General features: G+C 61.8%; 19 protein-coding genes. All 19 read right to left on the bottom strand.

The genetic code is table 11. The annotated features are described in order from the left end of the window. Positions 1 to 71 precede the first annotated feature (71 nt). A complete protein-coding gene (locus K7B09_RS04510; protein WP_223627741.1) occupies positions 72 to 887 on the bottom strand; it encodes a nucleotidyl transferase AbiEii/AbiGii toxin family protein in 816 nt (271 codons plus the stop codon). 2 nt (positions 888 to 889) lie between these two features. Beyond that, the gene (locus tag K7B09_RS04505) at positions 890 to 1,519 is read right to left on the bottom strand and encodes a type IV toxin-antitoxin system AbiEi family antitoxin domain-containing protein (RefSeq protein WP_223627211.1); all 630 of its coding nucleotides are present in this window, start codon (positions 1,517 to 1,519) and stop codon (positions 890 to 892) included. A 62-nt stretch (positions 1,520 to 1,581) separates the two neighbouring features. Further along, on the bottom strand, positions 1,582 to 2,862 hold the full coding sequence (gene tviB, locus K7B09_RS04500; protein ID WP_223627209.1) for a Vi polysaccharide biosynthesis UDP-N-acetylglucosamine C-6 dehydrogenase TviB: 1,281 nt from the start codon (positions 2,860 to 2,862) through the stop codon (positions 1,582 to 1,584). Between the two features lie 95 nt (positions 2,863 to 2,957). Then, positions 2,958 to 3,506, bottom strand: a complete 549-nt coding sequence (gene nusG / locus K7B09_RS04495) for a transcription termination/antitermination protein NusG (RefSeq protein ID WP_223627207.1) — start codon at positions 3,504 to 3,506, stop codon at positions 2,958 to 2,960. Then, positions 3,503 to 3,883 carry a MarR family EPS-associated transcriptional regulator gene (locus tag K7B09_RS04490; protein ID WP_223627205.1) on the bottom strand — a complete coding sequence of 127 codons (381 nt, stop codon included), beginning with the start codon at positions 3,881 to 3,883 and terminating at the stop codon, positions 3,503 to 3,505. Before K7B09_RS04490 ends, nusG begins: the two co-directional genes overlap by 4 nt. Before the next feature lie 91 nt (positions 3,884 to 3,974). Next, entirely contained in the window at positions 3,975 to 5,441 is a 1,467-nt protein-coding gene (gene nuoN, locus K7B09_RS04485) for an NADH-quinone oxidoreductase subunit NuoN (RefSeq protein ID WP_223627203.1), read from the bottom strand. Between the two features lie 4 nt (positions 5,442 to 5,445). Further along, positions 5,446 to 6,957 (bottom strand): NADH-quinone oxidoreductase subunit M, encoded by a 1,512-nt coding sequence (locus tag K7B09_RS04480; RefSeq protein WP_223627201.1) that lies wholly within the window; start codon positions 6,955 to 6,957, stop codon positions 5,446 to 5,448. 33 nt (positions 6,958 to 6,990) lie between these two features. Continuing rightward, on the bottom strand, positions 6,991 to 9,066 hold the full coding sequence (gene nuoL, locus K7B09_RS04475) for an NADH-quinone oxidoreductase subunit L (RefSeq protein WP_223627198.1): 2,076 nt from the start codon (positions 9,064 to 9,066) through the stop codon (positions 6,991 to 6,993). Positions 9,067 to 9,070: 4 nt separating this feature from the next. Next, positions 9,071 to 9,394 carry an NADH-quinone oxidoreductase subunit NuoK gene (gene nuoK / locus K7B09_RS04470; RefSeq protein ID WP_223627196.1) on the bottom strand — a complete coding sequence of 108 codons (324 nt, stop codon included), beginning with the start codon at positions 9,392 to 9,394 and terminating at the stop codon, positions 9,071 to 9,073. After that, the gene (locus K7B09_RS04465; protein ID WP_223627194.1) at positions 9,391 to 10,032 is read right to left on the bottom strand and encodes an NADH-quinone oxidoreductase subunit J; all 642 of its coding nucleotides are present in this window, start codon (positions 10,030 to 10,032) and stop codon (positions 9,391 to 9,393) included. Before K7B09_RS04465 ends, nuoK begins: the two co-directional genes overlap by 4 nt. A 13-nt stretch (positions 10,033 to 10,045) precedes the next feature. Then, positions 10,046 to 10,537, bottom strand: a complete 492-nt coding sequence (gene nuoI, locus K7B09_RS04460) for an NADH-quinone oxidoreductase subunit NuoI (RefSeq protein ID WP_223627192.1) — start codon at positions 10,535 to 10,537, stop codon at positions 10,046 to 10,048. After that, positions 10,534 to 11,646: an NADH-quinone oxidoreductase subunit NuoH gene (gene nuoH, locus K7B09_RS04455; RefSeq protein WP_374350539.1), complete on the bottom strand. Its 1,113-nt coding sequence runs from the start codon at positions 11,644 to 11,646 to the stop codon at positions 10,534 to 10,536. Before nuoH ends, nuoI begins: the two co-directional genes overlap by 4 nt. A gap of 8 nt (positions 11,647 to 11,654) precedes the next feature. Next, entirely contained in the window at positions 11,655 to 13,883 is a 2,229-nt protein-coding gene (nuoG, locus tag K7B09_RS04450; RefSeq protein WP_223627190.1) for an NADH-quinone oxidoreductase subunit NuoG, read from the bottom strand. Then, positions 13,880 to 15,247, bottom strand: coding sequence for an NADH-quinone oxidoreductase subunit NuoF (gene nuoF / locus K7B09_RS04445; protein ID WP_223627189.1), 1,368 nt, complete (start codon positions 15,245 to 15,247; stop codon positions 13,880 to 13,882). Before nuoF ends, nuoG begins: the two co-directional genes overlap by 4 nt. Beyond that, on the bottom strand, positions 15,247 to 15,774 hold the full coding sequence (gene nuoE / locus K7B09_RS04440; RefSeq protein WP_223627187.1) for an NADH-quinone oxidoreductase subunit NuoE: 528 nt from the start codon (positions 15,772 to 15,774) through the stop codon (positions 15,247 to 15,249). The genes nuoF and nuoE overlap by 1 nt, the downstream gene beginning before the upstream one ends. Beyond that, a complete protein-coding gene (locus tag K7B09_RS04435; RefSeq protein WP_223627185.1) occupies positions 15,771 to 17,081 on the bottom strand; it encodes an NADH-quinone oxidoreductase subunit D in 1,311 nt (436 codons plus the stop codon). The genes nuoE and K7B09_RS04435 overlap by 4 nt, the downstream gene beginning before the upstream one ends. Continuing rightward, entirely contained in the window at positions 17,078 to 17,839 is a 762-nt protein-coding gene (locus K7B09_RS04430) for an NADH-quinone oxidoreductase subunit C (RefSeq protein WP_223627183.1), read from the bottom strand. The genes K7B09_RS04435 and K7B09_RS04430 overlap by 4 nt, the downstream gene beginning before the upstream one ends. Continuing rightward, positions 17,836 to 18,426, bottom strand: coding sequence for a NuoB/complex I 20 kDa subunit family protein (locus tag K7B09_RS04425; RefSeq protein ID WP_223627181.1), 591 nt, complete (start codon positions 18,424 to 18,426; stop codon positions 17,836 to 17,838). The genes K7B09_RS04430 and K7B09_RS04425 overlap by 4 nt, the downstream gene beginning before the upstream one ends. Further along, the gene (locus tag K7B09_RS04420) at positions 18,423 to 18,779 is read right to left on the bottom strand and encodes an NADH-quinone oxidoreductase subunit A (protein WP_223627179.1); all 357 of its coding nucleotides are present in this window, start codon (positions 18,777 to 18,779) and stop codon (positions 18,423 to 18,425) included. Before K7B09_RS04420 ends, K7B09_RS04425 begins: the two co-directional genes overlap by 4 nt. Positions 18,780 to 19,024: the final 245 nt, after the last annotated feature.

Genomic DNA, 19,024 nt, shown 5'->3' with positions numbered 1-19,024 from the left:
ATTGGGTGGGTGGGTCGCGGCCAGGGGCCGCTCCTACAGGGCAAGCGCGGCGTGGTCGGTGATATGGGGTTTCATGCGTATATGAGCTTGCCAGCGAGGTCGCGGAAATAGCGCGGCGACCAAATATCCAGCGCATGGGCATCGCGCAGGAAGGGGCGCACGTCGGCACGGGCTTGCTCGAAATCAAGAGACTCGATGCGTTGCAACAGTAGGTGCTGCAGGTCTGTCTGTTGCATCGCAGACCCATCCCAATCGCCGCTTTGACGTGCGCGTTGGTCCAGGTGCGCCAGATGCAGCGGCACTGCGTTGCGTATATACCATTCGAAATCGAACCAGTCGCGGCCCTTGACCCGGTTCTTCCACTTGCGGAACAGCAGGGCGTGCAGCTTGCCGGCATGCAGGTCCGGCAGGGCGTAGCACTTGGCATAAAACGAGTATGGCTGGAGCAGCAGGCGTTCCTCGGTGGCGAAACCCGGGGGCGGCTGGGTGTCCACTTCGAACTTGATCTTGAGCGTGCGTTGGCCGCGCACCTGCACGTCGTAGATCGAGGTGCCCTGTTTCACGAAGGCGGAGACCACCGCCGATTCCACCGATTTCGCGTGGGCGGTGATGGTCACCTCGAATCCGAAGGCGTCGAACTCGCTGCGCATGGCGTCGAAGTACGGCGCCAGGGTGAAGGCGTGGTCCGGGGTGAGCAGGGAGAAGTCCAAGTCCTCCGAAAACCGCGGTAGACCATGGACGATGCGCAGGCAGGTGCCGCCATAGAACGCGGCTTTATCAAAGAAGCCGCCACGTTGCAGGCCGGCCAGCGCGATTTCCTGCATCACTTCGCGCAGGGCGTGTTCGCGCTCTTGCGCGGGATAGCGCGCCAGCATCTGCTCGACCACGTTCAATGTGCCGCCTCCACGCACTGCAGCAGCACGCGCAGTTGCGCGGTCTTGCGGCCGCAGGCGGCATAGGTGCGGATGACGTCGAGGTCCAGGCTGGCCAGGGCGGCGGCGTCCAGCCGCAGGTCTTCGAACAGGAAGCGTTGCATGGCTGCGCGGCTGCTGGCGCGCAGCCCGGGCGTCAGCAGGACCTTGTCGCACAGCGCCTTGGCCGGTGAGGCGATCAGGAAGGTTTCCTGCGCCGAGGCGCTGGCCTGGGTGATGCCGCAGGGGTACACGTCGGCGGGCAGCCGGGTGTAGGAGAAGCGCCCCAATACGTTGTCGATGACGCGGCCGCGGCCGGTGCAGACGGAGGTGATTTCGTGCACGCGCTCGGGGATCAGCCCGTGCCAGGCCAGCGCATACTCCAGCGAGACGCAGGAGGGGCCGTACAGGTGGTTGGCCACCAGTGGCAGGCTGGGCGCGCGCCCGGCATCGCCCAGCACGTAGTGGCCACGCTTGAGCGGCAACAGCACGCCCTGCCGCAGCCATTCGGCGATCTTGTCGTTCGGGCGCCGGTAGTCCTTCAGCAGCGGCAGCAGGGCACCGTGACTGAAGGGGACCGTTCCGAAGCGGGCGAGTGTGGCGTCCATCGTTCTTAAAGAATGAGCGAATAATCGGATTTATTCCGATTATTCATGCAAATTCGATTGTTTCACAAACGTCCATCCACCGCATCCCGCGGCAGGACGTACTTCACGTCATAGACGACATTGGCCTCAGCCTTGCCGAACGCACGCACGCCTTGCCCGCCCAGCTGGCGGAACTGGTCATGCCCCACCGCCAGCACGACCGCGTCGTAGCGGCCCTGCTCCGGCTTCGCGATCGGCGTCAGCCCATATTCGTGCCGGGCCTCGGCGGGATCCACCCACGGATCGTGCACGTCCACGTGGGCGTTGTAGCCCTGCAGGGCGGCAACGATGTCCACCACGCGGGTATTGCGCAGGTCCGGGCAGTTCTCCTTGAAGGCCAGGCCCAGGATCAGGATGCGGGCGTGCACCGGGTTGATGCCCTTGCGCACCATCAGCTTGATGACCTGGTCGGCCACGTAGCCGCCCATACCGTCGTTGGTGCGGCGGCCGGCCAGGATCACCTGCGGGTGGTGGCCCACTTCCTGCGCCTTGTGGGTCAGGTAATAGGGGTCCACGCCGATGCAGTGGCCGCCCACCAGGCCGGGGCGAAACGGCAGGAAGTTCCATTTGGTGCCGGCGGCTTCCAGCACGTCCAGGGTGTCGATGCCGAGCTTGTTGAACAGGATGGCCAAGTCATTGACCAGCGCGATGTTGAGGTCGCGCTGGGTGTTCTCGATGACCTTGGCGGCTTCCGCCACCTTGATGGTGGGGGCCTTGTGGGTGCCGGCGGTGATGATGCTGGCGTACAGGGCATCGACAAAGTCGGCGGTTGCCGGGGTGGAGCCGGAGGTGACCTTGAGGATATTGGTGACGCGGTGGGCCTTGTCGCCGGGGTTGATGCGTTCGGGGCTGTAGCCGACGCAGAAATCGACATTGAAGCGCAGGCCGGAGACGCGCTCCAGGATGGGCACGCAGACTTCCTCGGTGCAGCCGGGATACACGGTGGATTCGTAGATCACGGTGTCGCCGCGCTTGAGGATGCTGCCGATGGCTTCGGAGGCCTTGACCAGCGGGGTCAGGTCGGGACGCTTGGCGGCATCGATCGGGGTGGGCACGGTGACGATATAGACAGTGCACTGGGCAATGTCGGCCAGTTGATGGGTGAAATCGAGCTGCGTGGCCTGGGCCAGCAAGTCGGGCTCCACTTCCAGCGTGCTGTCGTGGCCGCGCCGCAGCTCTTCGACACGGGCGGCACGAATATCGAAGCCCACGGTGGGATAGCGTTTGCCAAATTCCACCGCCAGCGGCAGGCCAACGTAGCCAAGGCCGATCAGGGCGATGCGGGTGTTGGAAAGTGTCATCATCGAAAGGTTGATCCCGTGTTTGGCACGCTACCGCCCTACGGTTGCATCGGCGTGTCCGTCGGGCCGTGGGGCATGGATTGTGCGAAGCCGGCCGTTTATGACAGCTGGGCAGGCCCTGCTTTTTGCAAACTTTCCTGCGCCAGCAGCACGCGTTGCGCGCCGCCCAGCAGTTGCAGCAATACCTCGGCGCGCTGGTCGCCACGCATCTGCCAATACACGCCGCGCAGACCCGCCAATGCACCGGCAATGACGGTCACCGCATCACCCGGTTGCGGGTGGGCGTCGGCTTGCACGATGACACCTTGCGCATCGGTATCGCGGTGCAGGCCGTCGATCAAGCTTTGCGGCACGATGCCGGGCAGATTGGCAAACCGCACCAGGCCCAGTGCGCCACGCGTGGAACGCACTGCCGCCAGGCTTTGCTGTTCCGGGTTGGCGCGCAAAAACAAGTACCGCGGAAACAGCGGCTCCACCACGCGCTGGCGGCGGCCGCCACGCAGCACGCTGTGCTGGATGCGCGGCAGCAGGCATTCAAACGCCTGCCGCTGCAAATGCTCCAACGCCTGTGCTTCCGCACGCGGCTTGGTATGCACGCAATACCAATGGGCGGTTTGATTGCGTTGCACGGCGACCGGCGCGGTCATTCGGCGCTGCCCCTGTGGCTGGCACTGCCCTGCCCGGTTGCGGCTTCGGCTTCGGTTTCGATTTCGGCTTGCAGACGCTGGATTTCCAGATGCAGGTTGTCGTATTCGCGCAATTTGCGCGCCAGGAACGCACGGGTGAGCCGCGCCTTGGCGTCCAATCCATGCGGTGTCAGCAGATAGGCGTACCCCAGCTTGTTGGGGTTGCGGCCAAAATTGCCGACCTTGACCCAACCCTTGTCGATCAAGGCGCGCAGGGCATAGTTGAGGCTGCCCAACGACACCCCGGCGCGGCGCGCCAAATCACGCTGGCTGGCCTGCGGCGTGTCGGCAAGCTGGCGCAGGATGGCGATGTCGAGTTCATCGGCAGGCGACGACATGCGAGCAGGTGTTCATCCAATGAACGGCAGCCGTCACCTTAGCCGCCGTCCATGCAAAGTGCAACCGCTGAAGCTGCCCGCCAGGCTTGAATCAACCGGTGAACGCGGCCTGGCACCACGCCATCAGCGGGCTCCAGAACATCCCCAGCACCAACAGCCCCAGTGCATTGACAGCAAACACAAGGCGCAGCAGACGGTCATCACGCGGCAGCACGGGCTCACCGACGGGTTCATCGAAATACATCACCTTGATCACGCGCAGGTAGTAGAACGCACCGATCACCGCGAACACCACGCCGACGATGGCCAGCCACAGCATGCCGCCATGGATCGCCGCACGCAGCACCGCCAGTTTGGCCCAGAAGCCGAGGAACGGCGGGATACCGGCCAGCGAGGCCATCACGCACAGCACCATGCCGGCACTCCACGGGTCGCGCGCGTTCAGGCCCTTGAAGTCGTCGATGTTGTCGGCCTCGAACCCACGGCGCGACAACAGCACGATCACCCCGAACGCGGCGGTCGCCATCAACGCGTAGCTGATCGCGTAGAACATCGAAGCGGCATAGCCTTCGGCGCCGCCGCCGGCAAGGCCGAGGAACAAAAAGCCGACATGCGAGATGGTGAAATACGCCAGCATGCGCTTGAGATTGGTCTGCATCAACGCGATGACATTGCCCAGCACCAGCGACAATGCTGCCAGTACCGCCAACATCGGCTGCCACTGCGCAGCCAGCGGCGAAGCCCCAAAGCCCAGCAGGCGCACCACCATGGCAAACGCCGCCAGTTTGGGCGCGGAACCAATGAACAAGGTGATCGGTGTGGGTGCGCCGTGATAGACGTCGGGCAGCCACATATGGAACGGCGCTGCGCCAAACTTGAAGGCGATGCCGGCGATCATGAACACCACGCCGGTGAGCAGCAGCATGGGCTGCGCCACGCCGGGGGCGGTCTCGCGAATGGTGGCCAGATCCAGGCTGCCGGTGGCGCCATACACCAACGACATGCCGTACAGCAGCAAGCCCGAGGCCAGCGCGCCCAGCACGAAGTACTTCATCGCCGCTTCCGACGCCAACTTGCTGTCGCGGTCCACGGCCACCAGCGCGTACGAACTCAACGCCAGCAGCTCCAGGCCCAGATACACCATGATCAGGCTGCCGGCCGAGATCAGCAGCAGCATGCCGAGGACCGCAAACAGCACCAGCACCGACACTTCGCCTTTGTACAGGCCGCGATCACGCAGGTACGGCCACACAAACAGCAAGGCCACTGCGGAAATCAGGCAGGTACTGATTTTCAGCACATCGGCCATGGTGTCGCGCACGAACATGTTGTTGAGCACGCTGGTGTCATCGCCCACACCCACGCCGCACGCAATCAAACCGGCCACCAGCAACAGCGCCAGCACCGACAACACATGGGTGAACACGCGCTGGCTGTCCTTCAGGAACAGATCCAGCATCAGTAATCCAAACGCGGCGCCGACCAGCACCAGTTCGGGAATCAGCGGCAGCAATTGGGTGACTGCCGGCATGGCGAGAGTGGCCTGCATCGTCGTCATGTCCTTAAAGTTTGGTCGCGGCGAGCTGACCCGCCAGTTGCGCGATGGACGGCTCCATCAAATCGGTCAGCGGCTTGGGATACACCCCCAGCGCCAGGGTAAAGGCAGCGAACACGCCCAGCACGATCCATTCGCGTGCGTTGATGTCGGTGAGCTCGGCCACGTGCGCGTTGCCTACCTCGCCCCAGATGATCCGCTTGGTCAGCCACAGCGAATACGCCGCACTGATGATCAAGGTCAAGGCTGCACCCAAACCGATCAGCGGGTTCTGCTGGAAGCTGGCCAACACCACCAGGAATTCACCCACGAAACCGCTGGTACCCGGCAGACCGCAATTGGCCATGGCGAAGAACACCCAGAACAGCGCGAACCACGGCATGACCTTGGCGACTCCGCCGTAGTCCTTGATCATGCGGGTATGCATGCGGTCGTACAACACGCCCACGCAGGAGAACATCGCACCGGAAATGAAACCGTGCGAAATCATCTGCACCATGGCGCCCTGCAAACCGAGGCGTGCGGCATCGCCCAGGTTCTGGTCACGTACCAGCGCAAATGCGATGAAGGTGCCCAGAATCACGAAGCCCATGTGCGCGACCGACGAGTACACGATCAGCTTCTTCATGTCGGCCTGCACCAGCGCCACCATGCCCACATAGACAATGGCGATCAGGCTGAATGCGATCATCAACCATGCAAATTCGTGGCCGGCGTCGGGCACGATCGGCAGGGTGAAGCGCAGGAAACCGTAGCCGCCAATTTTCAGCATGATCGCGGCCAGCACCACCGAACCACCGGTGGGCGCTTCCACGTGCGCATCCGGCAACCAGGTGTGCACCGGGAACATCGGCACCTTGATCGCGAACGCGGCGAAGAAGCCCCAGAACAACCAGGTTTGCTCGGTCATGCTGAGCGGCAGCGCGGCCATGTCGGCGATCTGCCAGCTACCGCCCTTCAGATACAGGTAGATCAGGCCAATCAGCATGAACACCGAACCGATGAAGGTGTACAGGAAGAACTTCATCGACGCATAAATGCGGCGCGGGCCACCCCACACGCCGATCACGATGAACATCGGGATCAGCATCGCTTCGAAGAACACATAGAACAGCATCGAGTCCAGCGCGCAGAACACGCCGATCATCGCGCCTTCCAGAATCATCAGGCTGGCGTAGTACTGCGCCACACGCTTGTTCACCGAACCCCATGCGCCCACCAGCACCAATGCACCCACCAAGGTGGTCAGCACGATCAGCGGCACCGACAGGCCATCCACACCCAAGTGGTACTGGATGTCATACGCCGGAATCCACGCACGCTGCTCGACGAACTGCATCGCCGCGCTCCCCATCTGGAAGTCGGTGAGCAGCGGCAAGCTCACCACGAAGGTCAGCAAGGCAAACCCCAGCGCAATCCAACGCGCCAGATCCGGCCGCTTGTTGCCAGCCATCAGGGTGAACACGCCGCCAAGAATCGGCAGCCAGATCAACAAACTAAGCAGGGGCCAGTGGGTCACGCTTGCAGTTTCCATCCAGTCATCGGTACCGGCTTACAGCCAGTAGTACTTGGCCATCGCCAGCAGCGCGACCAAACCCAAAATCATTGCGAAGGCATAGTGGTACAGGTAGCCGGTCTGCACCCTGCGGGCCAGCGCTGCCACCATGCCGATGAAGCTGACGCTGCCGTTGACGGCACCGTCGATCAGCCCGCTGTCGATCGAACTGGACGCTTTGCCGATCTTCAAACCACCGCCGGCAAACCCGCCAATCCACAGATCGTCCATGTAGTACTTGCGTTGCAGCAGGCGAATCGGCCACGCCAAATGGCGGGTAATGGCCACCCGCCATTCCGGCTTGACCATGTACAGCAAGGTGGCCAGGAAGAAGCCCATCAGTGCCAGCATGAAGGCCGGCGCCATGAACCCGTGCAGGGCAAACGCGACCGGGCCATGGAACTCGTGCGCCAATGCCGCAATCACGTCGTTCTCTTGCAGCACTTCAATGGCGCCGAGGAAGAACGGCAATTGCTTGACGTGGCCCAGCATGTCGGTGCCAAACAACATCGGACCAACCGTGAAGAAGCCGATCAGCATCGACGGAATCGCCAGCAGCACCAGTGGCACGGTCACCACCCATGGCGATTCGTGTGGCACATGCACGCCGTGATGGCCATGTGCATCGTGATGCGCATCATCGTGCGCGCCATGTGCATCGTGCGCGTGGTTGTTGCGGAAGCGTTCTTCGCCAAAGAAGGTCAGATACAGCAGACGGAAGCTGTAGAAACTGGTGACAAACGCACCCAGCAACACCGCCCAGTTGGCATATTGGGCGATGAAACTGCCCGCATTTTCGGCGGCGTGATGCGCGGCGGCTTCAATGATGGTGTCCTTCGAATAGAAGCCACTGAAGAACGGTGTGCCCACCAGCGCCAGGGTGCCAATCCACATGGTGATATGGGTGATCGGCATGTATTTGCGCAGACCGCCCATCTTGGTCATGTCCTGCTCGTGGTGCATGCCGATGATCACCGAGCCGGCACCCAGGAACAGCAGCGCCTTGAAGAAGGCGTGCGTCATCAGGTGATAGACCGCCGCCGAATACGCCGACACGCCCAACGCCACCGTCATGTAGCCCAGCTGCGACAAGGTGGAATACGCCACCACGCGCTTGATGTCGTTTTGCACCATGCCGATCAAACCGGTCCAGAACGCGGTGGTGGCACCGATGAACAGGATGAAATTGAGCGCGGTTTCCGACAGCTCGAACAGCGGCGACATGCGCGCCACCATGAAGATACCGGCGGTGACCATGGTGGCGGCGTGGATCAGCGCCGAGATGGGGGTCGGGCCTTCCATCGAATCGGGCAGCCACACATGCAGCGGCACCTGCGCCGACTTGCCCATCGCACCAATGAACAGGCAGATGCAAATGACGGTGGGCACCATCCAGGTATGCCCGGGCAGGATTTGCACGGTCATGTCCTTGATCACGCCTGCATTGGCGAACGCGGTGGCGTAATCCAGCGTGCCAATCCAGTACAGCACGCCCGAGATCCCCAGCAAAAAGCCGAAGTCACCGACGCGGTTGACCAGGAAGGCTTTCAGGTTGGCAAACACGGCGGTCGGTTTCTTGTACCAGAAACCAATCAGCAGGTACGACACCAGGCCCACCGCTTCCCAGCCGAAGAACAGCTGCATGAAGTTGTTGCTCATCACCAGCATCAACATGCTGAAGGTGAACAGCGAGATATAGCTGAAGAAGCGCTGGTAGCCGTCGTCTTCGGCCATGTAGCCGATGGTGTAGATGTGCACCAGCAGCGACACGAAGGTGACCACCACCATCATCATCGCAGTCAGCTTGTCGACCATGAAACCGACATTGACCGAGATGTCGCCGGCTTGCAGCCAGGTGTACAGGTTCTCGTTGAATGGCGCGGCACCTTGCAGCAACTGCCACAGCACATGGGCCGACAGCGCACAGCTGGCAGCCACGCCGAGGATGGTGACGCTGTGCGCACCGGCGCGGCCGATTTGGCGACCAAACAAGCCGGCCAGGATGCTGCCGATCAAGGGCAGCAAGACGACCAGCAACAGGTGGGTCTTGGAGATCAGGATTGCCGAATCCATCAGGTCAGCCCTTCAAACTATCAATGTCCGCAACATCAATGCTGCGGCGGTTGCGGAACAAGGTGACCAGGATGGCCAAGCCAATCGCGGCCTCGGCAGCAGCCACGGTCAGGATGAAGAACACGAACACCTGCCCCGCGGCATCGCCCAGCGAACGCGAGAACGCGACGAAATTGATGTTGACCGAGAGCAGCATCAGCTCCAGCGACACCAGCAGCATGATCACGTTCTTGCGGTTCAAGAACAGCCCCGCCACGCTGATGCAAAACAGTACCGCGCCCAGCGTCAGGTAATGGCCCAGGGTCAGGGCCGAGATGAGATTGGTCATGGCGTGCCCTCCTCCGGCTTGGCTTGCGTGGCTGCTTGCACTGCTGCCATCTTCACCATGCGTACGCGGTCGGCCGGGCGTGCGCGAACTTGTTCGGCCGGGTTTTGGTGCTTGGCACCCGGGCGCCGACGCAAGGTCAACATCACCGCAGCCACCACCGCGACCGTCAAAATCACCGCGGCCACTTCAAACGGCAGCATGAATTCGGTGAACAGGGCGCGCGCCAGCCAGGTGGTGTTGGGGATGTCGGCAGCCACCGCGGCGTTGTCGGCCAGCGGCGTCTGTACGGCGCTGCGCACACCGATCAAGGCCAGCATCTGCACCAGCATCAGCACCGCCACCACCAGCCCGACCGGCAGATAGCGCACATAGCCTTGCCGCATCGGTGTTTTGTCCATGTCCAGCATCATCACCACGAACAGGAACAGCACCATCACCGCGCCGACATACACCAGCACCAGGGCAACGCCAAGAAACTCGGCCCCGCCCACGATCCAGGTACAGGCCACCGAGAAAAACGTCAGCACCAGCCACAGTACGGCGTGCACCGCATTGCGGGCGGTGATTGCAGCCAGCCCTGCCGCCGCCGCAACCGCGGCGAAGGTGAGGAAAGCAAGGGTTTGAAAATCGAAGTCCATGCTCAGGTCTGCCTCAGCGATACGGGGCGTCGGCGGCGCGACGTTCGGCGATCTCCGCCTCGAGGCGGTCGCCAATGGCCAGCAATTTCTGCTTGGTCAGCACGCTTTGGTCGCGCTGGTCGAAATGGTATTCGTGGATGTGGGTTTCCACGATCGAGTCGGTGGGGCAAGACTCTTCGCAGAAGCCGCAGAAAATGCATTTGAACAAATCGATTTCATAGCGGGTGGTGCGGCGGGTGCCGTCATCCGCACGCGGTGCCGCTTCAATGGTGATGGCCAAGGCCGGGCACACCGCTTCGCACAATTTGCAGGCGATGCAGCGCTCTTCGCCATTGGCGTAGCGGCGCAGTGCGTGCACCCCACGGAAACGCGGCGACGCCGGGGTCTTTTCCATCGGGTACATCAAGGTGTACTTGGGACGGAACAGATACTTCAACGTCAGCCACAGGCCGCCGAGCAATTCCAGCAGCAGCAAGCTTTTGAGGTATTGCACAACCTTGCTCATGCCACCGCTCCCATTGCATGGCCACCAATCACGCCGAAGTACACCAGCAGTGCGGTGACAAAAATCCAAGCGATGGTGATCGGGATAAAGACCTTCCAACCCAGCCGCATGATCTGGTCATAGCGGTAGCGCGGGAACGCGGCGCGGAACCAGATGAAGCAGGTGGCGAAGAAACCCACCTTGAGCAGCAACCACCACCAACCATCACCCAGCACCACCCCAAGCAGCGGAATGTTGGCCGTCCACGACGGCGGGATGGGGGACAGCCAGCCGCCCATGAAGAAGGTTGCGGTCAGGAAGCTGACCAGCAGCATGTTGGCGTATTCGGCCAGGAAGAACAGCGCGAACTGCGAGCCGGAATATTCGACCATGTGCCCGGCAACGATTTCCGATTCGCCTTCCACCACGTCGAACGGTGCGCGGTTGGTTTCGGCCACACCGGACACGAAATACACCACAAACAGCGGGGCCAGCGGGATAAAGAACCAACTGACCAAGCCCTTGCCGGATTGCGCCATCACGATTTCGGACAGGTTCAAGCTGCCCGCGGCGATCAGTACACCGACCAGCGAGAATCCCATCGCGATTTCGTAGCTGATCATCTGCGCCGAAGCGCGCATCGCGCCGAGGAAGGCGTACTTCGAGTTCGACGCCCAACCGGCAATGATCACGCCATAGATCCCCAGCGAGGTCATCGCCAACAGGTACAGCAAACCGGCATTGGCATTGGACAGCACCACCCGGGTGTCAAACGGCACCACTGCCCACGCCGCAAATGCCGGCACCAGCGCCAACATGGGGGCCAGGCGATACAGTACCGGATGCGCAACGGTGGGTTGCACCACTTCCTTGAACAACAGTTTGAACACGTCGGCGAAGGCTTGGAGCACGCCCCAGCCGACGTACATCGGCCCATGGCGGACGTGCATCCAGCCGATCAGCTTGCGCTCCCAGACCACGTAGAAGGCCACGGACACGATCACCGGCACGGCGATGGCGAGGATCTTCAGCACGACCCACACCAGCATGCCCAATGTGCCGAACGACAACAGCAATTCACGCAAGGGATCAATGGCGTATTGCATCAGCGGGTTGGCCGCGAGGTTCATCGCGATAGTCATGCGCGTACGACCTCCAGCTTGCCTGCGGTCAGCAGCGGTGCAGTGGCACCGTAGCCCGATTCAATCCACACACTGCCTGCGGCAACGCGCACATCCAGCCGCACCGGCAAGGTGGCCTTCCCGGACCCCGTGGCCAGTTGCACCATCGCACCATCGGCCATCCCTGCCGCATCGACGGGGTGCAGCACGGCGCGTGGACCGGTGGTCAGCGGATGCGCTTGCAAGGCGTCGCAGCGCCGGGTCACCGCATCCACCCGATAGATGGCTTGCGATACCACCACGTCCAAACCGCTGCCGCTGACCGCCACCGCTGCCCCCTTGGCCACCTGCACCGCCTGCGGCGCAAGACTGGCGCGCAAGCCGACCAGATCGGTGAACTCAAAACCGGCTACGTGCAGATCGCCGCCGAGTGCACGCAACACGCGCCAGCCCGAATGCGCCTGCCCCGGCAATTTGCCAGCGGGCTGTGCTTGCTGCTCGATGCCATCCAGATTGGTCAGGCTGGCGTCGATTTCCGGCAGCGCGCCAATCGGCAGAACCACATCGGCCACCGCACGGGTGGAGGTACAGGCAAACTGGCTGAACGCCACCACCTGCGCGGGGCCCAGCGCTTTCATCGCGACTTGCTGATCGGCAAAATCCAGGCCCGGCTCGATGCCGTACAGCACATAGGCCTTGCGCGGTTCGCGCAGCATGGTTTGTGCATCGCGTGTACTGGGCAGCACCCCGGCACGGCTGAGACCCAACGCATTGGCCCCTTGCGGGATGCGGCACAGCCTGGCGTTCCTGGCCGCGGCAAAGGCGGTGGCTGCACTGCGAATCGCGGCGGCATACGGGCTGTTTTCAGCCACGCCGCCAACGATTACCGCAACATTGCCAGTATCGCCGACATCGACATTGGCCAGCGCCGACGCCAATTGCGACGGCGGCACGATCTGCTTGCCGGCAATGGCAAAGGTGAACTCGAAATCCACCGGATTGACCACGAACACGCGTGCGCCGCGCTTGACCGCCTTGCGCACCCGCTGGTGCAGCAACGGCACTTCGAAGCGCAGGTGGCTACCCACGATCACGATGACATCGGCTTGTTCGATCTCGGCCACCGGCATTGCAAACGCTTGTGCTTGCGCACCATCGGACAGGTCTTGCTGGGCGATGCGGTGATCGAGATTGCCGGTGCCCAAGCCTGCGGCCAGACGCGCCAACAACGCACCCTCTTCATTCGAGGTTGCCGGATGCACCAGCACGCCCAAATTGTCGCCGGCATTGTCTTGCAGAATCTGTGCGGCCTTGGCCAGCGCTTCTTCCCACGACGCTTCGCGGAAGTTTTCACCATCACGGATCAGCGGCACGGTGGCGCGGTCGCCGGCGGTCAAGCCTGCGTGCGCATAGCGGTCACGGTCGGACAGCCAGCATTCGTTGACCGCTTCGTTGTCACGCGGCACGCTGCGCAACAGTTCGCCACGGCGCACGTGATGGAACAGGTTGCTGCCCAGCGCATCGTGATACCCCAGCGATGGCCGCGCGGTGAGTTCCCACGGACGCGCCTTGAAGCGGAACACTTTGTTGGTCAGCGCGCCCACCGGGCACACGTCGATCACGTTGCCGGACAACTCGGTGGTCAGCGGCTTGCCGTCGAAGGTGCCGATCTGCAGGTTTTCGCCACGATACATGCCACCCAGCTCGTAGGTGCCGGCGATTTCGGCAGTGACACGGATGCAGCGGGTGCACTGGATGCAGCGGGTCATTTCGCTGGCGACCAGCGGACCCAGATCCTCATCGGCCACGGTGCGCTTGCGCTCGACAAACCGGTTGACCGAACGGCCATAGCCCAACGACAGATCCTGCAACTCGCATTCGCCGCCCTGGTCACACACCGGGCAGTCCAGCGGATGGTTGATCAGCAAAAACTCCATCACATTGCGCTGCGCTTTCAGCGCCTTGTCGTTGCGCGTGTAGATCTTCATGCCATCCATCACCGGCGTGGCGCAAGCCGGCGACGGCTTGGGCGCGGCGCGGCCCCCCACTTCGGTATCCACCATGCACATGCGGCAATTGGCGGCAATCGGCAGTTTCTCGTGGTAGCAGAAACGCGGAATCGGGATACCGGCCTTGTCGGCGGCCTGGATAATCATCGAGCCTTTGGGCGCGGCCATCTCGACACCGTCGATGAAGACGGTGACGTGGTCGGGCGGCAGATTCGGATTGACGGGTTGTGCGCTCACGCAACCACCTTTTCAGACTGAACCAGCGTGCCGGCGCGCTCGTCATCGACGTAGAAGCGCTTGTTCACGATGGCATATTCGAATTCATGCCAGTAATGGCGCAGGAACCCCTGCACCGGCCATGCGGCGGCTTCACCGAAGGCACAAATGGTGTGGCCTTCAATCTGCCCGGCCGAGGCGCGCAGCATCTGCAAATCGTCCAGCGTGGCCTCGAAGTTGACGATCCGGGTCAACATCCGATGCATCCAGCCGGTGCCTTCGCGGCATGGCGTGCACTGGCCGCAGCTTTCGGCTTTGTAGAACTGGCTGATGCGTTGGCAGGCCCGCACCATGCAGGTGGTTTCGTCCATCACGATCACCGCGCCGGAGCCCAGGCCCGAGCCCGCTTTCTGGATCGCGTCGTAGTCCATGGTCAACTGCAGCATCACCTCGCCCGGCAGCACCGGCATCGAGGAACCACCGGGAATCACCGCCTTGATCTTGTGACCATTGCGGATACCGCCACACATCGCCAGCAATTCCGGGAACGGCGTGCCAAGGCGGATTTCATGATTGCCCGGATTGGCTACATGGCCGGAGACCGAGAAAATCTTGCAGCCGCCGTTGTTGGGCTTGCCCAAACTCATGAACCATTCGGCGCCATTGCGCACGATGGCCGGCACCGAGGCATAGGTCTCGGTGTTGTTGATCGTGGTGGGCTTGCCGTACAGGCCGAAATTGGCCGGGAACGGCGGCTTGTAGCGCGGCTGGCCTTTCTTGCCTTCCAGCGATTCCATCAATGCGGTTTCTTCGCCGCAGATGTAAGCACCGGCACCAAGGGCGTTATAGATATCGATATCGATACCCGAACCCAGAATATTTTTGCCCAGCCAGCCGTGTTTGTAAGCCTCGGCCAGCGCCTCTTCGATATGTTCGAACGGCTCGTGGTGGAACTCGCCACGCATGTAGTTGTAGGCCGCCTTGGTATTGGTGGCGTAGCAGGCGATGGCCAGCCCTTCCAGCACTGCGTGCGGGTTGTAGCGCAGGATGTCGCGGTCCTTGCAGGTCCCCGGTTCGGACTCGTCCGAATTGCACAGGATGTATTTTTCACCCTCGTGCTTGGGCATGAAGCTCCACTTGAGGCCAGTGGGGAAGCCCGCGCCGCCACGCCCGCGCAGACCGGAAGCCTTGACCAGCTCGATGATGTCGGCGGGCGGGATCTTTTCGGTCAGGATTTTGCGCAGCGCCTGGTAGCCGCCGGTCTTGAGGTAATTTTCATACGACCACGGCTTGTCGAAATGCAGCGTGGTATACACGGCCTGATGCTCTTTCGGTGCGGGACCGACCGGACCATAGCCTTCCGAATAGTGAGAGTGAACGCCCATTACTTCAGCCCATCCAGCAGCGCATCCACTTTTTGTGGCGTGAGTTTTTCGTGGTAATGGCCGTTGATCACCACCACCGGCGCGCCGCAGCACGCGGCGACACATTCTTCTTCGTTCTTCAGGTACACGCGGCCATCGGCGGAGGACTCGCCCAGCTTGCAACCCAGCTTCTGCTCGGCATGCGCCAGCAATTCCTGCGCACCGTTGAGCCAGCAACTGATATTGGTGCAAAACGCCACATTGTTGCGGCCCACCGGCTTGGTTTCGAACATCGAGTAGAACGTGGCCACTTCATAGGCCCACACCGGCGGCAGGTCCAGGTACTTGGCCACCGCGGCGATCAGCGCATCGGTCAGCCAGCCCTGGTTTTGCTCCTGCGCGGCATACAAACCCTGCAGCACCGCCGAGCGCTTGCGCTCCGGTGGGAACTTGGTCAACCAGTGGTCGATATGCGCACGGGTTGCGTCCGACAATGCCACCATCGGATCCACGTTGCGGCACGCTTCGAAATTGCCTGTTGCTTTCATCGATCAACCTCGCCGAACACGATGTCGTAGGTGCCGATCATGGCCACGACGTCGGACAGCATGTGTCCCTTGGTGATGTCATCCATCGACGACAAATGCGCAAACCCCGGTGCACGCAGATGCACGCGGAACGGTTTGTTGGCGCCGTCCGACACCAGATAGCAGCCAAACTCGCCCTTGGGTGCTTCAACCGCGGCATAGGTCTCGCCGGCAGGTACGCAATAGCCTTCCGAGAACAATTTGAAGTGGTGGATCAGCGCTTCCATGCTGTGCTTCATTTCGCCGCGGCTGGGCGGTGACACCTTGTAATTGTTCAGCATCACCGGGCCGGGGTTGGCCTTCAGCCATTGCACGCATTGCGCGATGATGCGGTTGGATTGGCGCATTTCGGCAACACGCACCAGATAGCGGTCGTAGCAGTCGCCGTTGACGCCGACCGGGATATCGAAATCCACTTCCGCGTACTTGGCGTAAGGCTGCTTCTTGCGCAGGTCCCATTCAATGCCTGAACCGCGCAACATCGCGCCGCTCATGCCCCAGGCCTTGGCTTGTTCGGGGGTCACCACGCCAATGCCGACGGTGCGCTGCTTCCAGATACGGTTCCCGGTCAGCAGGGTTTCGTACTCGTCCACCCGGCCCGGGAAGTCCTTGGTGAACTGCTCCAGGTAATCCAGCAGTGAACCTTCACGCGCCTCGTTGAAGCGCTTGAGCTTTTGCCCTTTGCGCCACGGCGATTCCTTGTACTTGGGCATCACGTCGGGCAAGTCGCGATACACGCCGCCGGGGCGGTAGTAGGCGGCGTGCATGCGTGCGCCAGACACCGCTTCATAGGTGTCCATCAATTCTTCGCGTTCGCGGAAGGCGTACAGGAACACCGCCATCGCGCCCAGATCCAGTCCGTTGGAACCTAACCACATCAAGTGGTTGAGGATACGGGTGATCTCGTCGAACATCGTGCGGATCCACTGCGCGCGTTCGGGTGCCTGCACGCCCAGCAAATTTTCAATCGCCAACACATAGGCGTGCTCGTTGCACATCATCGAGCAGTAATCCAGACGATCCATATACGGAATCGACTGGTTGAACGGCTTGGATTCGGCCAGTTTTTCAGTACCGCGATGCAGCAGCCCGATATGCGGGTCGCAGCGGCGCACCACTTCGCCGTCCATTTCCAGAATCAAGCGCAACACACCGTGCGCGGCCGGATGCTGCGGGCCGAAGTTCAGCGTGTAGTTGCGAATTTCTTGCGCGGCTTCCGCAGGATTACTGGCGAACGTGTCGCTATTGGGGGTCAGCAAGTCGTTCATCGACGCGCCTCCCGCTGCAAGATACGGCTATTGCTTTCCGCTTGCGCGGTGGCAAGGCCTGCATCGTCGCGAATCACGCGGGCCACACCCACGCGCGGCTCGACGCTGGTGACGGGCGCATACACCACGCGCTTTTTCTCCTCGTCGTAATGCACTTCCACATTGCCGATCAGCGGGAAATCCTTGCGGAACGGATGCCCCACAAAACCGTAATCGGTGAGAATCCGGCGCAGATCCGGGTGGCCTTCAAAAATGATGCCGTACAGGTCAAACGCTTCGCGCTCAAACCAGTTGGCCCCCACCCACAGGCCGGTGACCGACGCCACCACCGGCAAGCCGTCGTCTGGCGTATAGCAACGCAGGCGCAGACGCTGGTTATGGCGAATCGACAACAGGTGCAGCACCACCGCAAAGCGCTTGCTGACGCGCGCATCCAATGCGGCCGAAGCAGCATCGGCAACCTGATGGCTGGGTTGCTGGCCCCAGTTGAAGCGGCCGGGGCCCTGCCCCTCCACGCCACGACTGAAGCCTTCCGAGGACACCCCGACGGTATCCCACTCGTCATTGCCGTAACCCAGATAATCGATGCCGCAGAGGTCGATGAAGGTATCGAAGCCCAATTCGTCGCGCACCGCCTTGCAGGTGGCCAGCCATGCACTGGCGGTCACTTCCAGGGTGACTTCACCATGCGGTTGCGCCACATGCACGGCATCGGCACCAAAGCGGGCGATGAGCTGCTCGGATAATTGCGTGCTCATGCGCGCGCGCCCTCCGGCTTGGCCGTCTTCGAGAACGGGTTTTGCTCCATGCGGCGGATTTTTTTCTGCAGTTGCAAAATGCCGTACACCAGCGCCTCGGCGGTCGGCGGACAGCCGGGCACGTACACATCCACCGGCACCACGCGGTCGCAACCACGCACGACGGAGTACGAGTAATGGTAGTAGCCGCCGCCGTTGGCGCAGCTACCCATCGAAATCACCCACTTGGGGTCGGGCATCTGGTCATAGACCTTGCGCAGCGCCGGGGCCATTTTGTTGACCAAGGTGCCGGCCACGATCATCACGTCGGACTGGCGTGGCGACGGGCGGAACACCACGCCATAACGATCCAGATCCAGACGCGCTGCGCCGGCATGCATCATTTCCACTGCGCAACAGGCCAAGCCAAAAGTCATCGGCCACATCGAACCGGTACGCGCCCAATTCCACAGCGCATCCAGGCTGGTCGTCACATAGCCGTTTTGCAGCAGCGGGTTGTCGCCATCGGGGCGCAGGATGTCGTCCAGCCGACCCTCCGGCAACGGGTTGCTGGCGGCTTCCAAAACATTCTGGACGATATTGCTCATTCCCACTCCAGCGCGCCGCGCTTCCACACGTACACGAAGCCGATCACCAACAGCGCAAGGAACACGCCCATTTCGATCAGGCCAAACACCCCAAGCTCGCGGAATACCACGGCCCACGGGAACACGAAGGCGATTTCCAGGTCGAACACGATGAACAAAATCGCGACCAGGTAGTAGCGCACGTCGAACGGCATGCGCGCGTTCTCGAATGCACCAAAGCCGCACTCATAGGGCGACAGCTTCTCGGCGGACGGCCGCTTGGGGCCAATCACGTTGCCAATCACGATCAGCGCAATGCCGATCCCGGTGGCGACGATCAAAAACAGCAGAGTGGGCAAATATTCGGCCAGCACGCGTGCCTCTGTCTTCTGTGGGCGCGAGTGAACCCAAAGCCACTCGCAACAGCCGCACATTGTACCTGCCGATATGCAGTGACGACCAGACCTTGCGTGCCACAAAACCAGCGAAAGCAGCCAAAATCAGTGCAAATCCGCCATTGCCAAGAATCGTTCGCATTCACAGCAGGATTATTTCGATCCCGCTCTGCAAAACACCCGGGGGAATCAAAACGCGCTTTAGTCTGTTGAGCGCCGACTCA

Origin of the sequence: Thermomonas beijingensis (genome assembly GCF_020034655.1) — a bacterium.
GTDB lineage: Bacteria > Pseudomonadota > Gammaproteobacteria > Xanthomonadales > Xanthomonadaceae > Thermomonas > Thermomonas beijingensis.
Note: the sequence above shows the minus strand (reverse complement) of the source record. Positions and strands in the feature narration are given on the sequence as shown.

What these genes read in the sequence shown, in the direction of transcription:
- nuoL (WP_223627198.1), bottom strand. Translation starts at nt 9,066, where the DNA reads ATGGATTCGGCAATCCTGATCTCCAAGACCCACCTGTTGCTGGTCGTC.
- nusG (WP_223627207.1), bottom strand. Translation starts at nt 3,506, where the DNA reads ATGACCGCGCCGGTCGCCGTGCAACGCAATCAAACCGCCCATTGGTAT.
- nuoF (WP_223627189.1), bottom strand. Translation starts at nt 15,247, where the DNA reads ATGGGCGTTCACTCTCACTATTCGGAAGGCTATGGTCCGGTCGGTCCC.
- K7B09_RS04435 (WP_223627185.1), bottom strand. Translation starts at nt 17,081, where the DNA reads ATGAACGACTTGCTGACCCCCAATAGCGACACGTTCGCCAGTAATCCT.
- K7B09_RS04425 (WP_223627181.1), bottom strand. Translation starts at nt 18,426, where the DNA reads ATGAGCAATATCGTCCAGAATGTTTTGGAAGCCGCCAGCAACCCGTTG.
- tviB (WP_223627209.1), bottom strand. Translation starts at nt 2,862, where the DNA reads ATGATGACACTTTCCAACACCCGCATCGCCCTGATCGGCCTTGGCTAC.
- nuoI (WP_223627192.1), bottom strand. Translation starts at nt 10,537, where the DNA reads ATGAGCAAGGTTGTGCAATACCTCAAAAGCTTGCTGCTGCTGGAATTG.
- nuoH (WP_374350539.1), bottom strand. Translation starts at nt 11,646, where the DNA reads ATGAACCTCGCGGCCAACCCGCTGATGCAATACGCCATTGATCCCTTG.
- K7B09_RS04430 (WP_223627183.1), bottom strand. Translation starts at nt 17,839, where the DNA reads ATGAGCACGCAATTATCCGAGCAGCTCATCGCCCGCTTTGGTGCCGAT.
- K7B09_RS04465 (WP_223627194.1), bottom strand. Translation starts at nt 10,032, where the DNA reads ATGGACTTCGATTTTCAAACCCTTGCTTTCCTCACCTTCGCCGCGGTT.
- K7B09_RS04490 (WP_223627205.1), bottom strand. Translation starts at nt 3,883, where the DNA reads ATGTCGTCGCCTGCCGATGAACTCGACATCGCCATCCTGCGCCAGCTT.
- K7B09_RS04505 (WP_223627211.1), bottom strand. Translation starts at nt 1,519, where the DNA reads ATGGACGCCACACTCGCCCGCTTCGGAACGGTCCCCTTCAGTCACGGT.
- nuoK (WP_223627196.1), bottom strand. Translation starts at nt 9,394, where the DNA reads ATGACCAATCTCATCTCGGCCCTGACCCTGGGCCATTACCTGACGCTG.
- nuoE (WP_223627187.1), bottom strand. Translation starts at nt 15,774, where the DNA reads ATGAAAGCAACAGGCAATTTCGAAGCGTGCCGCAACGTGGATCCGATG.
- nuoN (WP_223627203.1), bottom strand. Translation starts at nt 5,441, where the DNA reads ATGACGACGATGCAGGCCACTCTCGCCATGCCGGCAGTCACCCAATTG.